This is a genomic window from Aquibacillus halophilus (genome assembly GCF_009649745.1).
Taxonomy (GTDB): domain Bacteria; phylum Bacillota; class Bacilli; order Bacillales; family Amphibacillaceae; genus Aquibacillus; species Aquibacillus halophilus.
This window is the reverse complement of the sequence record NZ_WJNG01000014.1, coordinates 79825-103444: the sequence shown is the minus strand read 5'-3', so window position 1 is coordinate 103444 and position 23620 is coordinate 79825. Positions and strand designations below refer to the sequence as shown.

At 37.0% G+C, this 23620-nt stretch carries 22 protein-coding genes; 10 read left to right on the top strand and 12 right to left on the bottom strand.

Going from position 1 to position 23620, the window contains the following annotated elements; translation table 11 throughout:
* The first annotated feature begins 357 nt into the window (after positions 1 to 357).
* Both GH741_RS16255 and GH741_RS16250 read left to right on the top strand, forming a co-directional pair.
* Positions 358 to 600, top strand: coding sequence for a hypothetical protein (locus tag GH741_RS16255; protein WP_205677348.1), 243 nt, complete (start codon positions 358 to 360; stop codon positions 598 to 600).
* 54 nt (positions 601 to 654) lie between these two features.
* Positions 655 to 2013 (top strand): MATE family efflux transporter, encoded by a 1359-nt coding sequence (locus GH741_RS16250; RefSeq protein ID WP_153737804.1) that lies wholly within the window; start codon positions 655 to 657, stop codon positions 2011 to 2013.
* A 54-nt stretch (positions 2014 to 2067) separates the two neighbouring features.
* Here GH741_RS16250 and GH741_RS16245 read toward each other — a convergent pair whose 3' ends face one another.
* The 3 genes from GH741_RS16245 to GH741_RS16235 form a co-directional block, all read right to left on the bottom strand.
* A complete protein-coding gene (locus GH741_RS16245) occupies positions 2068 to 3534 on the bottom strand; it encodes an alpha-amylase family glycosyl hydrolase (protein ID WP_153737803.1) in 1467 nt (488 codons plus the stop codon).
* 168 nt (positions 3535 to 3702) lie between these two features.
* Positions 3703 to 5550: an asparagine synthase (glutamine-hydrolyzing) gene (asnB, locus tag GH741_RS16240; protein ID WP_153737802.1), complete on the bottom strand. Its 1848-nt coding sequence runs from the start codon at positions 5548 to 5550 to the stop codon at positions 3703 to 3705.
* A gap of 156 nt (positions 5551 to 5706) precedes the next feature.
* Positions 5707 to 6063, bottom strand: a complete 357-nt coding sequence (locus tag GH741_RS16235) for a YisL family protein (RefSeq protein ID WP_153737801.1) — start codon at positions 6061 to 6063, stop codon at positions 5707 to 5709.
* Between the two features lie 354 nt (positions 6064 to 6417).
* On the opposite strand from GH741_RS16235, the gene GH741_RS16230 reads away from it, so the two are divergent.
* Positions 6418 to 7614, top strand: coding sequence for an ornithine--oxo-acid transaminase (locus GH741_RS16230; RefSeq protein WP_153737800.1), 1197 nt, complete (start codon positions 6418 to 6420; stop codon positions 7612 to 7614).
* Positions 7615 to 7665: 51 nt separating this feature from the next.
* On the opposite strand, the gene GH741_RS16225 is transcribed toward GH741_RS16230, so the two are convergent.
* The 3 genes from GH741_RS16225 to GH741_RS16215 are packed head-to-tail and all read right to left on the bottom strand — an operon-like array spanning position 7666 to position 10558.
* Positions 7666 to 8163 (bottom strand): GDYXXLXY domain-containing protein, encoded by a 498-nt coding sequence (locus tag GH741_RS16225; RefSeq protein ID WP_153737799.1) that lies wholly within the window; start codon positions 8161 to 8163, stop codon positions 7666 to 7668.
* On the bottom strand, positions 8160 to 9368 hold the full coding sequence (locus tag GH741_RS16220) for a DUF2157 domain-containing protein (protein WP_153737798.1): 1209 nt from the start codon (positions 9366 to 9368) through the stop codon (positions 8160 to 8162). Before GH741_RS16220 ends, GH741_RS16225 begins: the two co-directional genes overlap by 4 nt.
* Complete coding sequence (locus tag GH741_RS16215; protein ID WP_153737797.1) at positions 9365 to 10558, bottom strand: DUF418 domain-containing protein; 1194 nt, start codon at positions 10556 to 10558, stop codon at positions 9365 to 9367. Before GH741_RS16215 ends, GH741_RS16220 begins: the two co-directional genes overlap by 4 nt.
* A 134-nt stretch (positions 10559 to 10692) precedes the next feature.
* Between GH741_RS16215 and GH741_RS16210 the strand changes: the two genes are divergently transcribed.
* The 7 genes from GH741_RS16210 to GH741_RS16180 all read left to right on the top strand — a co-directional run bounded on the left by GH741_RS16210 (position 10693) and on the right by GH741_RS16180 (position 12911).
* Positions 10693 to 10911, top strand: a complete 219-nt coding sequence (locus GH741_RS16210; protein WP_153737796.1) for a spore germination protein — start codon at positions 10693 to 10695, stop codon at positions 10909 to 10911.
* 12 nt (positions 10912 to 10923) lie between these two features.
* Positions 10924 to 11142, top strand: coding sequence for a spore germination protein GerPB (locus GH741_RS16205; RefSeq protein WP_153737795.1), 219 nt, complete (start codon positions 10924 to 10926; stop codon positions 11140 to 11142).
* 67 nt (positions 11143 to 11209) lie between these two features.
* A complete protein-coding gene (gene gerPC / locus GH741_RS16200) occupies positions 11210 to 11803 on the top strand; it encodes a spore germination protein GerPC (protein WP_153737794.1) in 594 nt (197 codons plus the stop codon).
* Positions 11804 to 11808: 5 nt separating this feature from the next.
* A complete protein-coding gene (locus GH741_RS16195) occupies positions 11809 to 12012 on the top strand; it encodes a spore gernimation protein GerPD (RefSeq protein WP_153737793.1) in 204 nt (67 codons plus the stop codon).
* A complete protein-coding gene (locus tag GH741_RS16190; protein WP_153737792.1) occupies positions 12005 to 12397 on the top strand; it encodes a spore germination protein GerPE in 393 nt (130 codons plus the stop codon). The genes GH741_RS16195 and GH741_RS16190 overlap by 8 nt, the downstream gene beginning before the upstream one ends.
* Before the next feature lie 30 nt (positions 12398 to 12427).
* Entirely contained in the window at positions 12428 to 12646 is a 219-nt protein-coding gene (locus GH741_RS16185) for a spore germination protein (protein WP_153737791.1), read from the top strand.
* Positions 12647 to 12692: 46 nt separating this feature from the next.
* Positions 12693 to 12911 (top strand): spore germination protein, encoded by a 219-nt coding sequence (locus tag GH741_RS16180; RefSeq protein ID WP_153737790.1) that lies wholly within the window; start codon positions 12693 to 12695, stop codon positions 12909 to 12911.
* A 196-nt stretch (positions 12912 to 13107) separates the two neighbouring features.
* Here GH741_RS16180 and GH741_RS16175 read toward each other — a convergent pair whose 3' ends face one another.
* The 6 genes from GH741_RS16175 to addB form a co-directional block, all read right to left on the bottom strand.
* Entirely contained in the window at positions 13108 to 14583 is a 1476-nt protein-coding gene (locus GH741_RS16175; protein WP_153737789.1) for a DUF4153 domain-containing protein, read from the bottom strand.
* Positions 14584 to 14687: 104 nt separating this feature from the next.
* Entirely contained in the window at positions 14688 to 15074 is a 387-nt protein-coding gene (locus GH741_RS16170; RefSeq protein ID WP_153737788.1) for a hypothetical protein, read from the bottom strand.
* A 48-nt stretch (positions 15075 to 15122) separates the two neighbouring features.
* Positions 15123 to 15323: an HAAS signaling domain-containing protein gene (locus tag GH741_RS16165; protein WP_170287652.1), complete on the bottom strand. Its 201-nt coding sequence runs from the start codon at positions 15321 to 15323 to the stop codon at positions 15123 to 15125.
* Complete coding sequence (locus GH741_RS16160; protein WP_338079519.1) at positions 15320 to 15652, bottom strand: PadR family transcriptional regulator; 333 nt, start codon at positions 15650 to 15652, stop codon at positions 15320 to 15322. Before GH741_RS16160 ends, GH741_RS16165 begins: the two co-directional genes overlap by 4 nt.
* Before the next feature lie 716 nt (positions 15653 to 16368).
* Positions 16369 to 20097 (bottom strand): helicase-exonuclease AddAB subunit AddA, encoded by a 3729-nt coding sequence (gene addA, locus GH741_RS16155; RefSeq protein WP_153737786.1) that lies wholly within the window; start codon positions 20095 to 20097, stop codon positions 16369 to 16371.
* On the bottom strand, positions 20097 to 23591 hold the full coding sequence (addB, locus tag GH741_RS16150; RefSeq protein ID WP_153737785.1) for a helicase-exonuclease AddAB subunit AddB: 3495 nt from the start codon (positions 23589 to 23591) through the stop codon (positions 20097 to 20099). The genes addA and addB overlap by 1 nt, the downstream gene beginning before the upstream one ends.
* Positions 23592 to 23620: the final 29 nt, after the last annotated feature.

Below are 23620 nucleotides of genomic sequence, written 5' to 3'. Positions count from 1 at the left end.
GACTGTACCCCATCCTTTATAGGATGAGTGATCATCCATCGCTTCGGAAAAACACTCCCTTTCCATGGGGAACGCTTCAGCCTCCTCACGAGAAAAATCGCTCGTTGCGGGGTCTTCAGACAGTTCCTTTCCCATAGGACCAGAAATGACATCCGTGAATTTGCAACACACGAAGAAAATTGCTTTATATTTTCGAGGAGTGTCGCATTTTTCCGAAGCTTAAAGTAGCTTTCTGTTCAAATGAATTCAACTATAAGAAAACCGTTTATACCATGATATATGACTACTCGCACGAAGGGTAATTGGTTATATTTTTGAGGATTATTCATGTATATCTTACGTAATTTATTCCTGTTTTTGATAATTACAATAATCAAACAACTAGATATTTACTCTTATATAGTGGTTGATTGGAGCGCAGGGCAGTCGACTCTTGCGAGAAAAGCGACGGCTGAAAATCCCGCAGGAAGTGGTATTCTTCCGAGGAAGTTGAAGCGTTGCCCGCGGAAAGCGACTGCCTGGAGTGAAAATCAACAAAGCAGTTACGTCGGAGTTTATGGATTTTGTGTCAAAAATAACAATTCAGAAAATAAGCTTTAACATAAAACTAGCAATCTACTGACCCCATTGTCATATACTTGGAGGAATTTTTAAATGCCTGATTCAAAAGTAACAAAAAAGTTAACCCTGTTTGCCCTTACATGGCCGATATTTATTGAGATTTTACTTCATATGTTAATGGGTAATGCCGATACTTTAATGCTAAGTCAATATTCGGACCATTCAGTTGCAGCAGTTGGTGTTTCTAATCAAATTATCCAAGTTGTTATTGTGATGTTTGGTTTCGTTGCTGTTGGGGCTTCTGTTCTTGTTGCACAAAATTTAGGTGCCAATCAAGAAAAGACTGCCGGAGCGATAGCCATTACTTCATTAAGCATTAACCTAATCTTTTCACTTTTACTAAGTTTGGGTCTGTACTTATTTAGTGAGAATATCCTAAACATTATGGATCTCCCCAATGAATTGATGGGTGAGGCTACAATCTATTTGAATATTGTAGGTGGATTCATCTTTGTTCAAGCTTTAATTATGACTGTCGCTGCCATTTTACGTAGCTATGGTTTTACCAAAGATACCATGTATGTAACAATTGGAATGAACATTGTTAATGTTATTGGTAACTACTTTGTTATATTCGGCCCATTCGGTTTCCCTGTTCTCGGTGTAGAGGGTGTAGCCTACTCGACAATGATCAGCCGCTTTTTGGGATTTGCTACACTACTTATCATTCTTTTTAAAAGAACCAACAAAACATTACCAATCAAGTCGTTTATAAAATATAAAAAAGAGCATGTTAAAGACCTATTAAATATCGGTGTCCCATCTGCTGGAGAGCAGCTATCATATAATGCTAGCCAAATGGTTATTACTTACCTTATTGCTCAGCTCGGGACGATGGCACTAACAACCAAAGTGTATGTACAAAATATCGCAATGTTTATTTTCTTATTCTCTATCGCTATTGGTCAGGGCACTCAAATATTGATTGGCCATATGATCGGTGCAGGAGAATTAGAAAAAGCATATAAGCGTTGTTTGAAAAGTCTGCAGATTTCAATTATCATTTCTATCCTGGCAGCTATTGCGATTTATTTTTCAAGTGATTTCCTATTGGGAATATTCACCGATAACCTTACTATTGTTGAAAAAGGTGCGTTGATTTTATTACTAACTATAATTTTAGAGCCTGGTCGTGCTTTTAATCTTGTACTTATCAGTTCTTTACGTTCTGCAGGTGATGTAAAGTACCCTGTTTTTGTCGGTGTTTTATCGATGTGGGGAGTTAGCGTAACCTTTGCTTGGTTTTTTGGAATATTCCTTGGCCTTGGACTGGTTGGAATATGGATAGGATTTATTGTCGATGAATGGCTAAGAGGACTACTGATGTTGAGAAGATGGCGTTCAAAAGTATGGGCAAAAAAATCGTTCGTAAAAAAAGAAGAAGCAGTATAATAATAAAAAACGCAGGGGCCGGTTCCAACCCCCTGCGTTTTTTATTATTATGTTTTACTGTTCAAGTCGCTTACCTTTGATAGATAAAAAGATAACAGCAGTAACAAATCCACCCAATACTAGTACAACAAAGGAAATAAACAACCAGTTCATACCAGTGTCTTCCTCTACCATAAATATGTCAGCTGTCTCGCGATCAAGTGCTATTTTATACTCATCATTTTTTAATTCACGAACGATATTATCTTGTAGCAATCCTGTTAACTGCATGCCATCTGGTACATCTTTGATTGTAATTGTCTTTGTTTCAACATCGTTATTAATAGCTACAAATATCGTCTCATCTTGGTATTCCCGTTTATACATCGTCATTGCCCCATTGGAATCAATAACTTCGAGATCACCATAGGACAAAGCAGGAAACTGCTTTTGAATTGCCGCAAGTTGCTCAATATAATTTCTAAATTCATCATCGCCACCATTCGTTTGTGCCATTCGATGATCAGGTCTATCTTCCCCATTATCCATCGGTACTTCACTGCCTTGATACACTATCGGAATTCCAGGAACTGTATAAAGGTAAGTTAAGCCTAACTTCCAGCGAGTAATCGGATTCTGGGCATTTTTTACAGCTTCTCTCGTAAATCTGACTGTCTGGTGACTATCTAAATAAAATCCATTGATTATCGAACCCACTTCTGGCCATTCCTGTAGTAGTGGCTCTATGGAATTACCGTAACTGCTAAATACACTCGATAGTTTCTCATTCAATTGATGATTCACACTAGCAGTTAGTGCTGTGTTCTCTTTGTCTATGAAATCAATAGATTCACCCATTACTAAAAAGTCCGTTTTCATTGATTGTGTTGTTTCAACTAAATCATTAATAAACTCTCTCGATGTATTTTCATTTGTGTATAAGCGATAACCATCAATGTTTGCTTGATCTATCCAAAAAGCCGCTGCCTCTAAAAAGTATTCTCTTGCCATAGCATTGTCCAAATCTGGACTAGGAAGAATGGTTCCGTCTTCTGTAACGGCTGTATCAGCAATCAAATCTGGATTAGAGGTTAGCAGATCATGATTAGGAGCTGTGTGTGAAACGACAAAATCTAAGATTACCTTTAATTCCTTCTCATGTGCCACCTCAACTAGTTGTTGTAAATCTTCCATTGTTCCAAAATGCTCCTCAATAGATTGATAATCATCTATTAAAAAACCATGATAACCCTCTTCTGCATTACTCATAACAGGACTTAAGTTAATCGTTGTAAATCCAAGTTGCTTAATATGGTCTAGTTTACTAATAATCCCTTGGATATCCCCGCCATGATACGCATTAGGATCTTGAATATCTACTTCATAGTCATTCTCGGTTGTTCCGTTCGTAAATCGGTCAACTAAAATATAATAAATTGTCTCATCCTGCCATGAATGAATATCTTCCTCTATTGCATAAGAAGGATTTGCAAAAAGAAAAATTACTGGAATGGTTATGAGAAACACTAGAATTTTTTGCATACAATACTTCCTCTCTGAAACATAAACTTTAAAATAACCTTCTACTATTATCCTAGTGTTGGCATAAAAGTCAATTCAATTTCAATAATTGTCTAGAAAAAGTACTAATTGTAGAATTACCTATAATAACGGCCAAAAAAGTGTGGACAAACCATCCACACTTTGCAGTTAACGTTCTATTTTTATGTTATACGTACGGAGCCAGTGATCAATCTGACCTAAGTGAGCCAGAAGCTGGGGACCTGTCATTAATTGACCAAACCATGGTGCTTCAATCTCTTTCCCTTCAGTTTCGACTAGTTTTCTAATTGCATTCTTGTCAAAAATCTCAAATAGACGCGCATTTGGATCTTCTAAAATCTCATTTAACCAAGCTACAACGGCATCCTTGTAAACTGGATTATGTGTTTTTGGATAAGGACTCTTCTTGCGATACAAGATTTCATCAGGTAACAAGCCCTCTAACGCTTTTCTAAGAATACCCTTCTCTCGACCTCTGTAAGTCTTCATCTCCCAAGGAATGTTCCATACATATTCAACTAACCGGTGGTCGCTAAAGGGTACTCGAGCCTCGAAACTAGCCCCCATACTCATTCGATCTTTTCTATCCAACAGAGTTGGCATAAACCAATGCATATTCAAATAAAACATTTGTCTCCGCTGCTTTTCTATTTCAGAGTCTCCCTCAAAGTCAGGAGTCTCATCAATTGTCTCTTGATAACGTTTGAGCATATAACTGTTCAAGTTGAGTTTTTCTTGCCATTCATCTGTTAACAGTGAACTTCTAACCTCTGAAGAACGAATCCACGGGAACCCTTCACGTTCCAGATCATCTTCCCGATAAAACCAAGGATAGCCTCCAAATATTTCATCGGCACACTCACCTGATAACGCAACAGTTACTTCCTGCTTCGTTTGTCGACAGAACCACAGTAATGAAGAATCAACATCAGCCATTCCTGGCAAATCTCTGAATTCAACAGCCTCTTTAAGCATTTCAGCTAGCTTTTTATTATTAATAACAAAATTATGGTGATTTGTTTCATGGGCATCTACCACTGTCCCAATAAAATCTTGATCATTATTTGGTTGGAACGAGCTTTTTTTAAAGTACTTTTGATTGTCCTCAAAATCAATAGAAAAAGTATTTAGTTTCCCCTTTTTGTGACGCTTCAGATAATTTGAAGCAATGGCAGTAATTGCACTAGAATCTACACCACCGGAGAGGAAGGTACCTAGCGGAACGTCTGAAACTAATTGGCGTTCGACAGCATCAGTAAGTAGATAACGAATTACATCCGCTGTTTCTTCTACATCGTCTGTATGTGGAGTACTTTGTACGTTCCAATAACGTTCTGTCCGGAAACCATTCTTATCAAACATACCTATGTGGGCAGCTCGTAGTTCATTCATACCTTTAAATACACCATGTCCTGGTGTTCTTGACGGCCCTAGGGCTAGAATTTCACTTAGACCCTCTCTATCAAGAATAGGCTCGACCTCTTCATGAGCGATTAGTGCTTTTAATTCCGATGCAAATAGAAGTCCACCATCTTTTTCCATATAAAACAAGGGTTTTACTCCTAATCGATCTCTTGCTATAAATAACTGCTCTTTTTTCGAATCCCAGATAGCAAAAGCAAAGATGCCATTAAACCTCTTTACACATTCTTCTCCCCATTGGATATAGCTTTTAAGCAATACCTCTGTGTCAGAATGAGAATCAAAGCCCCATCCTTTGTTAAGTAATTCGCTTCGAATATCTTCTGTATTATATAATTCACCATTATAAACAAGTATATAATTTGATTTGTCTTTGATACATTCCATTGGTTGTTTACCACCATCAGGGTCTACAACAATTAGGCGTTGATGACCAAATGCTACATGGTCAGAAATCCATTCATTATGTTCATCTGGACCACGATGTTGAATCGCATTTGCCATTTTCCTTACATTAACCACTTCTGTTGAAAGCTCCCGGTTAAAGTCAATCCAGCCTGTAATACCGCACATATATAAATCAACACCCTTTCTTACTAGATACTTGATAAACTATATATATTCATATGAATTATTTACCTAATATGTGAAAAGTGTTGAACATAAATGAAGGCAAAGAAAAAAACCTATCACTTTTTTCAAAGTAATAAGTTTTTTGAATTTTTAAGATTAAACACCCATTGGTAGGCGTCCGAATCCTAGGACCAATACAATTACAAGAGCAATTACTAATTGAATCCAAAAGCTTTTTGTTGGTTTATCTTTTTTTGTTTTAACTAATATCATTTCAAGGATAGCAATTAACCATAATCCAGCAAAACTTTTTACTAGTACTTCACCAAGCATTGTACCAGAATTCAAATATTCCATTAATAGGTCTCCACCTGAATACAAGATTAATAAGTAATCTAATCTTAGTACCATGTGAAGGATCTTACCCGCTTTTTTACCTTGTTTGTAAAAAACCAATGCAAGGACAAATAAGATTAATGCCAAAGCCCATGATGTTATATGTAAATGTGTCATTTTTTACCTCCTCGCTTATAAAGTATCAACTCCCTTCATACTAATTTTATGAAGGAGTTGCACCAATCAGGTTGTTATTTCCTAATAATAATTACCGGTGATTAATCAACTTGATAAAGGTCAAGCCTATCATATCATTTTTTTATTCAATTTTCATTGAAATATGTTTTAAACCGTTATGATTAGTGAAAACATAAACGATACTGTTATAATAAAAATTGAAAAATAGTGTAGGAATTGACCTACCAACTAAAATCTCTAGCTGAAGCTATCAAGGGTATGTTTTCCCTCTTTTCATCTCAAAAAAGCTTCTACCCTAGTATATCGTTTGGCTAAATTGAACGGAGGAATACAATGGTACGTAATAGTCAGGAAATTATTGATCAAACACAAGAATATGGTGCAAAAAATTATCATCCATTACCAATTGTTATCTCTAAAGCGGAGAATGTTTGGGTGGAAGACCCAGAAGGTAACCGTTACATGGATATGCTTAGTGCTTATTCTGCAGTTAATCAAGGTCATCGCCACCCTAAAATTATTAAAGCATTAAAGGATCAAGCAGATCGAGTGACCTTAACATCAAGAGCATTTCACAATGATCAACTAGGACCTTGGTATGAAAAAATATGTAAATTAACTAACAAAGAAATGACGTTACCAATGAATACTGGTGCTGAAGCGGTAGAAACTGCTATTAAAGCTACTAGACGTTGGGCTTATGATGTCAAAGGAGTAGCAAAAGATCAAGCAGAGATTATTGCTTGTGTTGGTAATTTCCATGGTAGAACGATGTCAGCGGTGTCTTTGTCATCAGATGACGAATACAAGCGTGGCTTTGGCCCAATGTTGCCTGGAATTAAATTAATTCCATATGGAGATATTGACGCTCTCAAAAATGCAATTAACGAAAATACAGCTGGTTTCTTATTGGAACCAATCCAAGGTGAAGCTGGAATCGTTATGCCACCTGAAGGCTTCTTGAAAGAGGCTTACCAGGTTTGTAAAAAAAATAATGTACTATTTGTTGCTGACGAGATACAAGCTGGACTAGGTAGAAGCGGAAAGATGTTCGCTTGTGACTGGGAAGATGTAACACCAGATATTTTAATTTTAGGTAAAGCATTAGGTGGTGGCGTATTTCCTATCTCGTGTATTGTTGCCAATAAAGATATCTTGGGAGTATTTAATCCAGGTTCACACGGTTCTACTTTCGGTGGCAATCCATTGGCATGTGCCGTGTCAATTGCTGCTTTAGATGTTATAGAAGAAGAGGATTTAGCTGGTCGTTCTCTTGAACTCGGATCATATATGATGGACGAATTAAGAAAAATAGATAATCCAATCATTAAAGAAGTACGAGGAAAAGGATTATTTATTGGTGTCGAGTTAACAGAAGCAGCTCGTCCTTACTGTGAAATGTTAAAGGAAAAAGGACTACTTTGTAAGGAAACACATGAAAACGTGATTCGATTTGCTCCACCACTTGTGATTGAAAAGGAAGACCTCGAGTGGGCAATTAAACAAATAAAAGAAGTATTAAGTGTATAAGATTTAGAAAAACTCCCCAGATATCTGGGGAGTTTTCTTTTTAATAGTCCATCATTCTAAATCCAGTATCTTTTTCTGTCCCCACGGCGCTACAGCAACAGTGACTACCATCTCACCAGATTGTTCGTACTGTTCTCCAGTATTATCTTCAATATAATAGCGGTCTAAACCATAGTCTACATAATAAATATTCTGCATTGAATCATGATATTCATACTTAGCATGCAACATTACTTGACCACTACTTGGTTCAATTCTCTCGTTAGATGCGTTGACAACATTATACACTTCGTTTTGTTTTTCTAGGAGTACATAAACTTGACTATCATATGGAGGACTCTCCTCTCCCTGCCATGTACTTGATGGGATTTCCTCTATTTCATAACGAAGTGTAACATAATCACCATAAAAGATATCTTGAGGATCAACAGGCAATGTTTTTAATTCAATTGTCTCTCCAAAGTAATCAATCAAATAATACGAAACAGCCATCCCGACCAGAAACATAATTTGCAAAGCTACAATGATGTAGAAAAATAATCGTTTCATTCGTCATTGCCTCCTCTAGCATCCTGTTTGTGTTCTCTCCGTTTTCTCTCTAATAAAAAGCTTAGAATGAACAGGATGATGCCGCCAAGAAAGAAAAATAGTGACTTGTTAAGAAAGGCCCAAGCTAAATGAATATAGGCAATTAATGTGCTAATAAGAAAGGCAAAGGTACCCAGAGTAATTTTCCGGTAATGTTCCTCCTTATAACCAATAAGTAACATACCTAATGAATAGATAAACAACACTAACATAGCTAGTAGGTCACTGTATGGTACGAAAAACACAGGCACAAACAGCGCTAATTCAATCATGTTAGAAAACTCTTGTTTCATTGTTTTCATTACTACAATCGGGATTAAGATAATTATCCATATAGCTAGAAAAATTAATTCGAATTCAATGGAGTCCAAAAAGTATGAATTTCCAAGTAAAAACACATGAAAAATACCCAATATAAACATAGCTATCAAGCTAACATGTCGAAAAGGGCGATTTAATCCCTGCTTCCTAACCAGACTTCCCAAACCATATAGGACAAGTGAGCCAATAATTAACCAATAGTAGTCGTGGCCATCAGCAAACACTAGTACCATCGTCTGAACCATAAAACTAATGGCAAACAAATAGCCATACAAGTACCTTGCCTGGCGATAGGTATAATGACCGAAAGCAAATAACAATACTAAAAACAAGCCTAAGTTAAAATCACTATAGACAAATGCACTATACAATTGACCTACTGTGGTAATAACAATTGATACTACATAGAGCGAAGCATGCTGATAAAAAATAAACAATGCAACCCCGGCTAGTGACCAAATCAAAAAAGGTATAGCTTGAAAATACATGTAGTTATACATTTGACCCGTTAAAAATATCCCGGCACCAAAAACAAATAACCCTATAACTATAAAGCTTAATCCTACCGGTTTTGATTTTTTTCGATAAATTAGCTCCCCACTCACATAGAAACCAATCATAAATAATAAAATGATTGTCATTTTTCCGATTTGAGGGATCCATGACCAATTTGATGCAATAAAAGTTAAAAAGCCTAATCCAATAAACAATGCGGCAAACGTCAATAACAAAAAGCTACGATCTCTTTTAGGATACAAATCGACTATTTCATCTAATTGCTGTTCAGTAATGATCCCTTGTTTGCTCCATTTTTTTGCTTCCTTTTTTATCGCTTCACGGTTCATCCTTGCTCTACCTCCTTATCCTTCCTTTTATTAGGAAGCTTTTCTCCATACATTAATCTTCTCCACAACCATTCCATAGGTCCAAATCGATAGTTGCTAATCCATATCTTACTTACTACTACTTGAATACTATAAACAACAACCACAATCGCCACACTACCTATTGGACTAACCTGACCATAAAAACCAAACCCAACTGAGTAAAATAAAATAAAACAGATAATGGATTGGGACAGGTAATTCGAAAGTGACATCCTGCCAACGTAGGTAAAAGGCTTCAGAAGCTTAGCCAAGAAATCTTTTTGGAAAGCTAATGTAATAGAGGTCAGATAAAACAATGCCGAAGCCGAACCACCAATCGTATCCTGCGTATATGAAAACCAGGCAGGGTTCCCAAATAGATAAGGACCTGCTTTTACTCCGATAAAAACAAATAATAATAAAATCCAAACCTTCTTCAGCATTGGGGCATGTTGCTGTACATTATCAAGCCATTTCTTTCTGGCAACAAGCATACCCAACAAAAATAATGGCAAAAGTGCAAAAGTTAAAAATATAAAGCCAAGAAAACCATTGGAATACATCCAATCCTGATAATTCTGTTGCCAAATAGCAATTATTGTACCATTTCCATAGTTTTCAAATGCCCGATTAATTGCTTCTAAGTTATACATGTTTAACCTATCTCTAACAATATATAATAGCCAACTATAAATTAATGTTGGGAATAAGAGTAATCCAAATGCCCAGTAAAACAGTGCTTTATTACTTGCACGAATAAATAATAGTAAAAGCATACCGATAATACCATATGAGAGTAATATATCTCCATGCCAGATAAGAAAAGCATGTATTAGACCAAAACCTATTAGGATAATTAATCTCCGGAACAAAAGCTTTCTTACGTTCAATTGTTTATCAGTTAATTTATTAATAATAATCTGCATACCAAAGCCAAATAAAAAAGAAAACAGTGTATAAAAGCTCGCTTGGAAAAAGATATCAATCATTACTTGGACAGCTTGATCCAAAGAACTATTCCAGAACTGATCCTCACCATTATATAAAAAAAATGGTGCATTAAAAGCTGGTGTATTAACCATAAAAATCCCTAGTATTGCAAATCCCCTTGCGGCATCAATCCATTGCAATCGATTGCTTTCTGTAATAGGAGATCCCGTCTGTCCCATACCAATTCCTCCAATTAAACTTTCAATCTATGATCCTATGCAACCATTGTAAACTATTTTTTTTACTTACTCCATCCTAATAGTTGAACAGATATTAATCCTCTTTCATAAACTATACGTAAGGAGGAATTCGTATGCCAGCCGTAGTAGGTGCAGTTAAAGTATTATCTATTGCCACATCAAGTATTTTTAACATAGGAGATGTCTATGCGATGAGTCCTTTTTCAGAAGCAAAAACATTTGCTGGTGGAGGATCTTTTAATACAGGGGATGGACTTCGTATTTCTTTAGGTCACTCGGCTACTAACGTTTATGACAAAGATCACTTTGATCAAAGCATTAGTACATTGTAGAGGTGGTTATTAATGAATTTAACAGTGCACCAGTCTATCTATATTCATATGATTAAGGTTGGTAGTGTTTCTAATTCCTCAGTATTTCAAATCGGTAGTGCGGGAAATATTCAAGCACTAGCGGAACTGTACAATACTGGTGGATATACAGAACTTGCCGAACCTGCTGAGCCACAGGGTCCAATCAGCGAACCACTTGTACCACTTATACCACTTGCCCCTCCGACTTAAATCACGAACTAAAAAATACTTGCATATTGTAGTATTGATTAGGTCATAGCCTAGAAGGAGGTTCCATATGAATTATTCAAATTCATGGCAAGAATACCTTGCCAGAGTCCAGGCATACATGCAACAACAAGATACTAAAATTAAAGAACTTGAACAGCGTATCGCAAGATTAGAAAACACCACTAATTCCAACACCAAAAATACCACAATTGAAAAGTTAGAATATCATTTTGATCAACTAAAAATAGAGAGACTCGATGGTACACTCCATATCGGGCTTTCGCCGGAAGATTTAGCTAAAGTGGATGACCTATCACTTAACCAACCTGTTAACAATAACTACCAACGTCAAGCTAAGCCTGTCACTCAAGAATTAGTTGGGCAACTTGATTCTTACCTAATAGAAGAAGGTCCATCCTTGCTCCATCAGCTAGCTAGCGAGTATGGTTTTCCTTTAAATAAATCGTATCAAGAAATGATACTGAATGATGTTCGCAAACAATTGCCCGAGCGAGTAGCTCAATACGAAAAAAATGTTCGAAATGAGCACCCATCACAAACCAAACAAGAAACATCTCAGTTAATATATGAGCAAGTTCAAAAAGAAATTAATCATTCTCTTCGACAGTTCTTTCAAAATGACCAAACAAAAGGAGAATAATAACTATGAATTATGAGGTTCACAATTGGGGATTAAATGTAGGGAATGTTGAGATTACAGGGGTAGCATCTTCATCTATTTTTTTGATTGGAGATAATGAAACAATTAAATTAACATCCTTCTATGATACCCCACCTGATTCATACATTGTTGGTTCACTAGTGCCTCTTCGGCATCCAACAATTGAGGAAGGAACCGATAATGGATAAACGAGTGGCACATATTGGAAAGACCCGAATTAATTCTATAGCCTATAGCTCTATGTTTGAAATTGGTGATGCAAATACATTTACACCCACCAGCAGAGTAATTGCTGTTCAAAAAGAGGGTGGTGTTGAAACTGATGAGGGGTTTGAATTTGATCAGTATGAACTTTTTAGCCAAGAGCCAAGCAATGTTCCTGACTCATTAACGGTACAACAAAAAAACTACCACCATAATCCAAATATTCATGTGGAAAATATTGATGTTAAAGGCATCTCTGCTTCTTCCATTGCACAACTTGGTAGTCTAAACCATATTGATTCTGTATCTAGGATAAAGCACATTCGGATATTAGAGAAGGAACAAAATCAAAACGACTTAATAGAATAACAATAAAGTCATTTAAAAGAAGGTGTTAACATGCCATCCATTGTTGGGCCTATAAAAATTAATAGTGTAGACGGCGGAGTCATCAATTTTGGAGATAGCTTTTATTTATCTCCTAAAAGTGCATCTAAAACTGCTGCAGGTTCGGGTTCCTTCAACACTGGAGATTTTATAAATACAAATAGTGGATTAAGTGCAACAAATTCCTTTGATCCAGATGCAGTTGATCAAGTGGTTAGTGGTAATGCCTAATCTCTATCGCTTTTATAACTAAAAAATATGGAAAGAGGGTGTATAAATGCCATCTGCCGTGGGACCAATAAAAATTAACAGTGTCGGCGGGGGAGTAATCAACTTCGGAGACAGCTTTTACCTTGCTCCTAAAAGTGCATCTAAAACTGCCGCCGGCTCTGGGGCTTTTAATACGGGTGACTTTATTAATACAAATAGTGGGCTAAGTGCTACAAATGCATTAGATCCAGATGTAGCAGATCAAATTGTAGGCGGAAATGCATAATACTGTTAACTTGTTATTACATGAAAAAATGGAAATGAGCATGAAACAATCAGCACATTTCCATTTTTTTTGTCCAAATTAACTTACATATCGTTTCTTTGTAAAACAATAGACTTCTTTGTTCCTTTGTGCACAGGAAGCATAATAGAAGTTATAATTAGCTCGATATGACCGAGCACAATTGTGTCGCGGTTGATTAGTTAGTTAAATTTAATTTGGTTAATTTTTCAATCACAGCCTGCTTATGAAGATTATAAGATTGCCACGAATTTCTCTGATTAATTGATTCAGCCCATTCTTTTCTCTCTACCAAAATTCTTTTTAGGTTAGGAAAGTCAGGTTCTTTTTGATATAAGGTAATTAATCCATCAACTCCGGTAGCACCGAGTGAATTTAAATAATAAACATCTATTTTGTCTGTAGCTTGATAGCGCTCCAAATTATTATTAACAATCATTCTTTCTAACGGTATGACATTTAATCCTGTATAAAAGATCAGACTTGCTAACAAATAAAAGTGTAATAACGATAGTTTTTCTAACCATACGCGCATCATTGTATAAGCAAAAATTACTAGCAAAAACACCATAAATCCATGGGCTAAAATCCGATCCAGGGTGAAACCATAAGCCTCTTCGTACATACTCAAACGTTGAAAGGCAGAAGTAAGCATAATACCACTCACTATAATCACGATTGAATACATTACTTTCAGTACAAATTTAAACTTCCTTCGGGATTCTTTCACATAGGTTAGAAAACTTATTAATAAGGTCCAGTTGACCATCGTGACGATCATTAATTCAAAAAAACCTCTACGAGCATATTCGGCAAACGTGTATCCCTCTTCTAATCCACCACCAAAGAAATAGGTGAATTGAATGGCAGTAAATAATAAATAAACACCATTTAATAAAATGAGGATTGTTAAAGCAATAATACTATCGAATTGTTTAGTACCATTACCTACTTCCTCCGAATATAGCTTTGTAGAATTCGCTAATGCTAGTACTTGAAATATTCCGAAAAAGACCAATAAGAAGAATAGTATTATAGCTATTCTAAACAATTGCTCACCAAAATTTAGTTGAAAAATAAATCTCGGTATTTGAACAACTAGGTCTTGAAACACTGCATCTGCCGACATAAGCAATATGGTCACGATACCTAACAGCGGTAGACCAATCACTAATCCTAGTGCTACTCGTTTAATTGTATGTGCTGTTTGTTCATCCATATTTTTGAAAAGGCTCTTAACTATTTCTGAGAAGAATACACTATTGAATCTTATACCTCCGGCTAACTTTTCCATCACTAGTTGTAAAAAACGTGGCGTGTACCATTTCACTTGTTTTGGCACTGTAATCAATACGATGTGACAGAGAATTAACGCAGGGATAACCAAAAAGTTTAATTGGTAAAACAACTGATTGTCGTAAACTAAATAACTAGCAGATAATATCCAAATAGCCATCATCAATAAGAGACCAATTCGTCGATGAGTAAATACTAACAACCGAAATCGAATGAAAAAGACAATATAGAAACCAGTTAAAAATACCAAGTAGGAAACTCCGACAGTTCCATGGAAAAAGCTTAACTCTGTTAAAATGCCTAGACCTAAACAAACCAACAAAAACCAAAAATCTTGACTCTTCACCTGTATTTCCATGATAATCTCACCTCTACATAGATTTACTACATACATAGTTTTACTATGTATGTAGACAAAAATTTTTATAGCTATGGCACTGTTACCAACTACAGTACCATAGCTTAAACTGAGGCTTTCTTGCCCCAATGGTAACCAAGCCAACTTACTGGGTATAATAAACCTGTAAAAATGACACATGAAATAATAAAAGGAAAGCTCAGAAGCGGCTGAAACCATTGATAGGGAATTAACCTAAAAATAGTTAATGCCATTAAGATAATGTTTGGCGCCACACAAAAGAAAAATGTCTTTTGTAACAGCTTTCTTCCTCGAGGACCAAACTCCTTACCTATTTCATAGCCTAGTAACCCCCAAAATAAAAAGTAAACCATAATAATAATGGAAGGTATTTCTGTTACTCTTTCCCAAATAAAATCAATCCAACCCCAATGAAAGACATGATAGGTTAAGGTTAGCAGGATTCCTCCAAGAAATAAACATATATTCAATGAAACAAATAACCATTGTGTTCGACTTGGCGTAAGACTCGTTTAATTTTACCATATATTAGCTATCTCCTGAGGAGTCCCTAAGCGATCCTTTAACTGATTATAGTAAGTTAGATCATCTTCACAATTACCTTCTCTTGCCATTTCATATAAATGCATCTCATACTCTTTTAGTATTTCTTGTTTATTAGAGGAGTTAGGCAATGATTTGCTTAATTCCTCAATAAACTGTTTTTCTGCTATCTTCATGATTCGTTTCTCCGAATTAAATTGTTCATTACTTGTACGTAACGATGCCATTCACTTGTTTTTTCTTCCAAAATACTTTGGCCATCTGCTGTAATTCGATAGTACTTTCTGGCTGGTCCTTTGGGTTGATTTTCCCAATAGAACTCGATATACGCTTGTTTTTCCAGCTTATGTAGTGCCGGATACAAGGTGCCTTCTTTAATTTGGAAATTATGATCACTTCGTTTATCCATTTCCTTCACTAATTCATAGCCATACATGTCACGCTCGTTTAACAACTGTAAAACGAGAAGTGATGTACTTCCTTTTACTAGTTCTCGGTTGAACACATTTTTCACCTACCTAGAATAATGAGGTATTAACGTAATCATATAATAGTTGATTTTATAAAGCAAGAATTGTATGTATTATTTTTCCATGAATTTTTTCCGACAAAATTATTAGCTGTTTTTAAGCAAAGTTTGTCGTTATTGATATAAAATGCGACGTAGCGTAGCTACTAATTGATTTGCGCTTCAGGCAGTCACTTTCCGCGGGCAACGCTTCAACTTCCTCGGAAGAAAACCAATTCCTGCGGGATTTTCAGCCGTCGCTTTTCCCACTGGAGTCGACTGCCCTACGCTCCAATCACCATCTTATATGAAATGAAAGGAAGATTGATAAAAACCAAAATCTAGTGTAGTTTCGTAGCTTGGATAGCTAGGTTCAAGAAGATGAAAATTCTTTTCACGTAAAACCATAGACTTTTTCCCTCGATAATCAGAACACTATTAACAGCGTAGGCAAAAAACGTAGACTCCTGTGGGAACAGCGCGAGTCCGAAGACCCCGCAGTAGCGGTTTTCTACGAGGAGGCTAAGGCCGTGCCCACGGAAAGCGAAGTTTTTTGCCGAAGCGATTGTAGAAAGCATATATAAATGATGAATTAATAGATAGAAGTTACGTCTGATTCTATATATTTTTCGTCAAAAACAACAATCTTTTAGAAAACAGCATAGCAAAAAAACACAACGACCAGGTAGTGGCCGTTGTGTTCATAATCGTTTCTATTTATTACAATCAACTAACAAAGAGCGGTCAAAGAAATATAGATATTTCTCTACAATTGGCTGTTTCCAGATGCCTTCTAATGATTTAGAGTATAACTCCATTTGCACTTGGTATCGTTGTTTTAACTGTTCCTTCACATCGGGCGAAACTTCCTCAGTGATTGTATCAGTTTTATAGTCTAACAATAACCATCCACCTTCAACTGGGATTAAACAGTCAATTACACCTTGGATCAAAACCTTTTCATCAGACTCTCCTTGCCAATTGTGATAAACCTCGTTAGCTTTTAATGTAAAACTAAACGGAACTTCTCGTTGAACGTTATCAGATTGAACAACACGCTCACCTATTTCTGTTTCAAAGAAACGTTGAATCGCCTCAATATTTACTACATCCGCTTCTTCCTGTCTAAGAATTTCCTTAGTAACTAACCGCTGTACAAAGTCTGTTAATTCTTCTTCCTTCCATTTTTTCGTAAAAGGAATGTGCTGCATGACTGTGTGCATCGCAGTACCTTTCTCAGCAGCCGTCAACATTTTCTCTTTTTGCATGAACTTAGGTCGCTTAGAAATTGGAGCTTTAAATGGTTGGATTAGCTCCAAATCACTATAGTCATCCTTTACTTCGCGTTGACGTTTTATTTCAGTAACTGTTTGCTTTGCCCGATAGGTTGATGCATTGCTATGTGGATATACAAAAGACAGCCTATCCTCTACCTTTGCATTTAATTCTTTATCAGCATCTACCGGTTTCCATTCCTGAATCGTTTTTTGCAAATCTAACTCCTGCCTCTGTTCGTGTTGGTCTAGGTTTGAGTATTCACTTCCATGGATAAGCTGTACATTCCACTTCGAATCATCTGCTCGAATAGGCTCAGGAATTTGAATATTTAGTTCAACATTCCTCAACATGTCATTTTGGTTATGTCGAACTAAAGCAGGGCCAACCCAATCTAAATATGATTTAGCTTCGAGACGATAATGTGGTGGTAACACCCAGTCAGGATGATCAATCACCTCTAACCATTTCTCCTGTCTCTTCTCAAATGAAGCGACATTTCCGATCATGACAAGTTTCTCTTTCGCTCGCGTCATGGCAACATATAATACTCTCATTTCTTCTGCCCACAATTCTCGTTGCTTTTCTTTCTTTAGTGCATGGTAGGCTAAAGTAGGATAGATTATTCTTTTTTCTGGATCAATATACTTGCTTCCAAAACCTAAATCTTTATGAAGCAAATACTTTTGACGAAGATCCTGCTGATTAAATTGTTTATCCATTGCACCTAAAATGACAATCGGAAATTCGAGTCCCTTACTTTTGTGGATTGTCATGATACGAACAACATCTTCTTTTTCTCCAAGCGCTCTCGCTGCGCCTAAATCGTCACCTTTCTCTTCCATCCGCTCAATGAAACGTAAAAATCGAAATAAGCCACGGAATGAGGTAGATTCATAGGTTCGCGCCCGATCGTACAGTGCTCGAAGATTAGCTTGACGCTGCTTACCACCAGGAATACCACCAACAAAATCATAATAGCCTGTTTCCCTGTAAATTTGCCAAATCAGCTCTGATAGTGCACCTTGTCTTGCCCTCATTCGCCAATCTTTAAGTTTTGTTAAAAATTGTTCCACCTGGTGTTTTTTGTTCTGATTTTCTGTCTCCACAATAAAACTAGTCAACGCATCATAATAGGAAACGCGTTTTTTCACTAAACGAATCTGTGCTAAATCCTCTTCATTTAATCCGACGATTGGTGAACGTAAGACTGATGCCAAGGGAATATCCTGTTTTGGGTTATCTATTATTTTTAATAAACTAAGCATTACTTTTATCTCAATCGCTTCAAAATAACCTGTTGATAACTCGGCATAGACTGGTATTCCTTGTTGTTTCAATTCCTCTGTAATTGTTGGCGCCCAAGTCATTGAACGAAGCAAGATTACAATATCGCGATATTGTAGATCCCGCTGTGTTTCTGTTCGTTTATCAACAACCTGTGTAGGTCGCTTTTCTTCATGACCAATCCATCTTTTGATCATTTTTCCGTAAGCTCTTGCTTCTATTTGTGCCTTCTCTAAATCTTGAAAATTTTCTTCGCCTTGTTCCTCAGTTGGATTTTCTTCCTTAGTTTCTCGATCAATGATTACTAATTCAGCATCGGCATCACTTAGTGTAAGCTGATCATAAATGGTGTTAGAGTATATTAATTCAGCATCTTTTTCATACTCCATTTCACCAACTTCTTCGTTTAACAGCTGCCTAAAAATGTAATTGGTTGCCGATAGGACTTGATCTCTACTTCTAAAGTTTCGAGCAAGATCAATTCGTTTAGCTGGATGGTCGTGATCGGCAAAACGCTTATACTTTTCAAGAAACAAGGATGGCTCCGCGTGACGGAATCGGTAAATACTCTGCTTAACGTCGCCAACCATGAACATATTTCCATTCCCCTTCCTATCGGAAATAAGGGATATTAGTGTTTCTTGGACAAGATTGGTATCTTGGTATTCATCCACTAATAGTTCAGAGAATTTTTTTTGTAGCTCACTTGCGACTGACGATGGTACTATATGGTCAGCAGTTGATGATTCATCAAGCAAAATTTGCAAAGTGTAATGCTCTAAGTCAGAAAAATCTACTAATGCTTTCTCTTTTTTCAACTTAGCATAGCCCTGCTTGAATTCCTTCACAAGTACTGTCAATTGCTTAATGGTTGGATGCAATGAACCCATATCATTTAGATAAGAGGAAAGTTTTCTTGAGAACCAATCGTCAGCAAGATCTTTCCACCTTTTTTTATAACTGTTTCGAAGTGATTTTACTTTGTCTTTTTTGTCTTCATCACAATCCACTTTCTTACGAGACAATGCCTTGAACTTTCCTTCTACAAAAACAGGTTGTACCTGATTCCATGACATTTCAAGCTTAGCAGCTGCCTCGTTTATTAAAGCAAAGTCTGCATCAATCGCTTCAGCATAATGGTATGGACCGTCACTTTCCTTAGTTAACTCAATCGCCGCTTCCGCTTCCGCTCGCATTGCCTGTAGTTGACTAGCTACTTCACGTTTTAAAATATCTAGCCATTGAATCGTTTCCTCATCCTCGGCTTCTGACACATCGTACATATCTGTCATTTCATCCAGCCAGGCATCAGGCCAGGGGTTTTGCATTGAAAATGTGTACAAACTTAATATGAGTTCCTCAACCTCTAAATCACTCCGGTCATTCGAGAAGCGATCTACAACGGCAAAGAACGCCTGCTGCTCTTCACCTTCTTTTCCGTACCATCCTTCAAATAAATCCTCTAGCACCTCTTGCCTTATCATATCGGCTTCAACATCATCGGCAATTCGAAAACCTGGATCAATATCAAGTAAATAAGCATAACGTCTAATTAAATCCATGCAAAATGAATGTAGTGTAGATATCGATGCTCGCTGCAATAACGATAATTGTTTCTTCAAATGTATCGAGGAAGGATTTGCTTCTAAAGCAGCTTCTAACGCTTCCCCAACACGATTGCGCATTTCTTGTGCTGCCGCGTTAGTAAAAGTTACAACCAATAAAGAATCAATGTCGATCGGATTTTCACGATTAAGCAACTTTTGAATTATTCTTTCGACTAGTACAGCTGTTTTTCCTGATCCTGCTGCCGCTGCAACTAATATATCACTGCCACTAGCATAGATGGCTTCTTCCTGTTCTTTCGTCCATTTCGGCATTACCCTTCCTCCTTCCGTCCAATGGCCTCAATTATTTCCTCGTCCTTTAGCTCTTGTAATCGTCGATAGTTATTCTCTTCTAATGTAGGATCAAATTGACAGACCGAACGAAACGAGCAATACGTACATGCCGTTTGCTGTTTTTGTTGAAATGGATTTAGATGCACTCCACCACTAGTTATGTCCATCCCCGCATTTGTCATTAACTTCCGAATATACCCCTGAAGCTGATCAAATGTTTCTGCTTGTGCGGTATTAGAGCCCTTACGGAATTCTCCGTCTTTTTTTAAACCTGCTGGGACAATATGACTTGAGCCACTATCTAAATTAGTATCCATCATTTTCACAACTTGTTCGTTTTCTACTAAGAGACCTTGCATCTTAAATTTCTTAAATATTTCTTTTTCGATATCCACATCGTTTAATTTATTGTTTCCTGAGATCATCGGGTTATGAACATGAAAATACAGGACGCCAGCTGGGGTAGCCTGTGCACCCAACCATTTTTCTGAATTAGATAAAACAACATCTAAATAGGCAAGCATCTGCAATGCTAATCCATAATAGACTTCTACTAGATTTAACCCTTTGGAACTAGATTTATAATCAATGATTCTTAAAAATAATTCATCTTGATTTAGCGCACGATCTACTCGATCTATTCTTCCTCTCAGCATTAATTCAAAGCCATTCGGAAGCTCTAGGTTTATTGGCGCCAATTGATTTTCACCTGGTCCAAATCCAAGTTCTAACCCGACCGGAGAAAAATTACTTTGACGAGACTGTTCACTTAATACATAAGCTGCGCGTGCAATAATATCCTCTAATTTTTGTTGGATATATTGGTAACGATTAGAACTATGCAATATCTGATGTTGTAAGATAGGTGCAAGGTTTTGGACTGCTCTTTGTGCATACTTCTTTGAATCCTCTTGATATACCTGTGAGAAATCCCGACCTTCTGCCTGAATCCATTCTGTTATCTTCTTTAATGCCTCGTGAAACAGCTGACCAATATCTGGAGCGTCAAGTTTGTATGTTCGTCTTTCCTCTAATCCTAAACTGTAACGAGCAAAGTGTTGATAGGAACAGCGATGGTACATTTCTAATCGAGATACACTAGCTTTTATTTGTTTTGGATAAATTTTATTTATCGTTTCTTCTGAAAGATTAATAGGCTTGTTTTTATAGAACAAACTTTCTAAAATTCTATTGGTTGTACCATTCTTCTCCTGATGATTCATATACCAATTCAACACATTCCACCAGATATCATCAACTGGGTAACCTCTAAGCTTTCTAGCCAATTGAGCGGTAAGCGCAGACCTAGTTTTTACAGGAGTAGTCACAAAGCGTTCAGCATCCAACATTTCTTCTGGATCTTGAAGCAGCAGCTGTTCACTGCATGCCGGAAACAAGTCTTCTATTCTCTTAATTAATTGTGACGGTACTTTGGTTTTCCCTTCAGCATCGCTTAGTGGATAACTTATCCACAATCTATCTTGAGCTACCGTAAAGGCTAAGTAGATGTAAAACCAGTCATCTAATAGCTGACGTTTACTACCATCAGCCAGTTTCATTCCATGCTCGGCAAGCAATTCCCTTTCATCCTCTGAGATCATTCCATCTGTTGACGGTTTCATTGGCCATACACCTTCATTGACACCCAAAAGAAATGCACATTTAACCCCGCTGAACCTTGAACGATCAATCGTCCCTGTCACGACATGGTCCATGCTTGGCGGTACATGAGCAAATTTTAACGATTCAAAACCAGTTTCAAGTGTTGTCTGAAAGACTTGCAATGACATTTTTTCTTCACCAGCAATCTCAACCATCTCATCAAGCAGTTGAATCACTGCCTCCCAGACTTGTTCTTGTTCACGACCACGTTCTATTCTCCCTTGCTGGTCCAACTTATCACGAGTAGTCTCTAATTGTTGTGACACTCCAATTGACTCCAGCCACTCAAATAAAAGTGTTGCTTTTTCTTCAACTGTCAGAGCTTCTCTTAGCTTTTCATCAAGCGATTGCAATGCTTCCACGATTTGAAAACGATAATGATTTATCTTCTTCTGGAGTTCCTTCTCGTGATCTGTTTGTGATGCTTGGTCGAATCCACGGAAACGTTGAAATACCCATGGTTTTTCACCTAGCCACCGACTTCTTCCTCGGATCCCGTACTCCAATACATAGTTTTCCAATTCATCAATAGCATCTTCATTAAGTGGATAACGACGATTAGTACTTGGAATTAATCCCGTTTTTAACAAACGAAAAACAGCATCATATCTCCAATTCCCTTCGACAACATCTAAAGCAGAACGGATTAATTCAATTAACGGATGATTCATCATTGTTCGCTTTTCGTCAATAAACACTGGGATTCCGTAATCACTAAATACGGTATCAATTAAATCTTGATACAAGTCCGTTTGCCTAATTAAGACAGCAACATCCTTGTAGCGATAATTCTCTTCACGGACTAAGCGAAGGATCTCTTGGGCCGCTCCTTCCACTTCCGCTCTTGGATGGACGGCTTGCGCGATTTGGATTGGAACGTCTCCTTGATATTTCGGTGCTGGCCTGACATCAAAATAATTTTCTAAATGAGAAAAATAAGGGCGATCACGGAATATTCCTGCTGAATCATTCAATAACTCAGTCTCTTCAATTTCTACACTATTTGCATTGGCTAGTTCGACTAAGGAGTGATATGTTTCCTTTGTTTGACAGAATAAATCCAATTCCGAAACTGTTTTCTCGTTTGGTTGATCAAGTGTCAGTGTTACCGTCACTCGCTCCGTCCTCTGTAATAAAGCTTCCACTACCAACAATTCCTGTGGGGTAAATCGATGAAAACCATCTATATATATTTCCGCTCCGACTAAAAATCCAGCATCGGCAATTTTTTCTGTTAATTGCTGTAATTGATCCTCACTATCAATGTAGGTGTCCTTCAAAGCAAAAACTAATTTCTCATAAATGTAACTAAGATCTTCCAACTTATTTCTTATCGCCATTTCACCTGAATACTTGTGCTGGAATTGGTCCATTTCTATTATTTGTGAGGCTAACATTTCAGGGGTTATCCGATACCGTTTGAACTCGGTGATCATTGACTCCAATTGCTCCATGAAACCTCTTTTTTCAATGGCTTTTTGAAATACCTTCCAGTCAGACTTACGCTCCTCGGTAATCTTCCGTAACATCATTTGAATACCTGTTGAGCTGATAAACTTTCTTGTTCCGCCACCTGTTTCTTGCAATACCCGCCATGCAAGTCGAGAAAAACTGAAAACCTGGGCGCGAATACTACCGTTTACCTCGTCTTTATTTAGAAGTGAATATTCCTGTTGAAAAGTCATTTGGTCTGGAACAATATAAATAATCGGTAAACCTTGGGGGTTTTCCTGCAACTTTTCTTTTATTTCCTCTAAACATCGATCGCTTTTTCCAGTACCGGCTTTTCCTAATAAAAATCGAATCCCCATAAGCTACCTCCTTTACTTTGCACATAATA